The 1663-nt window shown below is 69.0% G+C and carries 1 protein-coding gene and 1 pseudogene; both read right to left on the minus strand.

Going from position 1 to position 1663, the window contains the following annotated elements; genetic code table 11:
• Nucleotides 1-1167: 1167 nt before the first annotated feature.
• The gene (locus ABD844_RS40915; protein WP_344890953.1) at nucleotides 1168-1380 is read right to left on the minus strand and encodes a hypothetical protein; all 213 of its coding nucleotides are present in this window, start codon (nucleotides 1378-1380) and stop codon (nucleotides 1168-1170) included.
• An 87-nt stretch (nucleotides 1381-1467) separates the two neighbouring features.
• Nucleotides 1468-1663 (minus strand): annotated as a pseudogene (locus ABD844_RS40925) (hypothetical protein); the annotation flags it as partial.

The raw sequence follows: 1663 nt of genomic DNA on the forward strand, positions 1-1663 counted from the left end.
TGGCCACCAGCGGTGACCTCAACCCGGCCACCTGCGGCTACTTTTGCACGGCCACGGACAGGACAACGCCTGCACGCCGTTTCGGAAACCGATACTCGGTCACGCGCGTGTTTGAGGTTCGACCAGGACGACGTCGACCTGCCGCCCTCGCCCTGTAACGGCCGGCGGTGCGTCCTGCCCATTGGCCCTGTGGGCGTGCAGGGGAGTTCGGTCATTCGTGCAGCCGACTTTGGACGTCGACACTGCTGCAAGCTCCTGTCTCGCTATGACCGCATTCGGGACGCCCGTCAGCGCGCCTTCCGCGGCCCCGTTCCCTCCACCCGCGCTCCCGGCCGGCTACCGGCGTTCAAGGGCGAGTTGTCCGACGCGATTGTCCGGGCCTGGCGAGAAGACAACGGCCTTCCCGGGGCAAATCGGGAAGGCCGTTCTGTGTCTCCCTGAGCGCTCGTCCGGACCGACGAACTGACGCCTTGGGACGGCCGACCTGGGCCGACCTCGCCGCGAGGTCGAGACCGGCGGCTGTGGGTTCCATGATGCACTGTGAGTCAGTTGTCCAGCCTCACAACCGGACCAGACCGTCTGCAGCCGATGTTTCCCGGACCACTCCGATACCCGCTACACCGGGCTCGGTCGTGGCTCACACCCGGTTGACCTGGCCGCATCGTGGTGTCCAACCCGGCGCTCGGCGACAGGGTTGTCCGGCCGCCTCGCGTACGGGCGCGTACCCGGTCTACGCCGCATGCGGTAATGATGGGCCCAGCGACGTTCATGCTCGCCTCGGCCGACCGTCACCTGCACGCTCCAGGCGCCCCCCGACCACGCCGCCGCCCTCTGGGTCGGCACCTACACCTTGCAGGTCACCCGTGCGGACGGCACCAAGGTCGGGAACCCGCTGACCTTCAACGGCGACAGCTTCCACTACGACCAATACCCCGATGCCCCCGCCAGTGACGACCCCACCGCGACCATCACCACACGCAAGGCTGGCAGCGCCAGCCCGACCGGACGCTCTACCGCTCCTGCCAAGCGGTCTGTAAAGCACTCGTAGCAGCCCAGCAACCCGAACGGCGAATGCGGCGGAGGGCGAAGCACGGGACTGCCCGCTTCGCCCTCCGCCGCATGAGTTGTCAGCCCCCAGGCTGATGATCAATTTCAGACGGTTTGGGGTCAAAGGCGCCTTCTCGTCACCCGCCGCCTCGCAGGCGAGAACAGCCGGTCGGTCTGCTCGGCGTCGACCACGGCCGCCAGGCGTGCGCCGAATTGCACCTGCGCCGGTGCCCGCTCATGCTGTACGACCTTCTCCAGGATGTCGGCAGCCAGGCGCAGCAGCTCCGGCTCCGGGCAGGTGTCGGTGCGGTATCGCCGGATCTCGGACTGCACGGCGCGGGTGACCTCCTGGCGAAGCCGTCGCCCGCGCCGTCGCCTTCGCCATCGAACAACCGCCTGACGTGGAGATCGGCGAGATCGTCATCCGCCCGACGACTCAGAACTGAGCCGGCCGCCCGCGATCAGGGCGATGCCCACCAGCACACGGCCGACCATACGGGCGGCCTCGTGCCCGCGCCCCGGCCAGCCGCCGTGCTCGACCCAGACGCCGCGCAGGCCCGCCTCCCCCACGCCCGCGATGTCCGCGAGCAGGGTTGCCGCCATCATCCAGCCGACC

This window comes from Nonomuraea antimicrobica (assembly GCF_039536965.1).
GTDB classification, from domain to species: domain Bacteria; phylum Actinomycetota; class Actinomycetes; order Streptosporangiales; family Streptosporangiaceae; genus Nonomuraea; species Nonomuraea antimicrobica.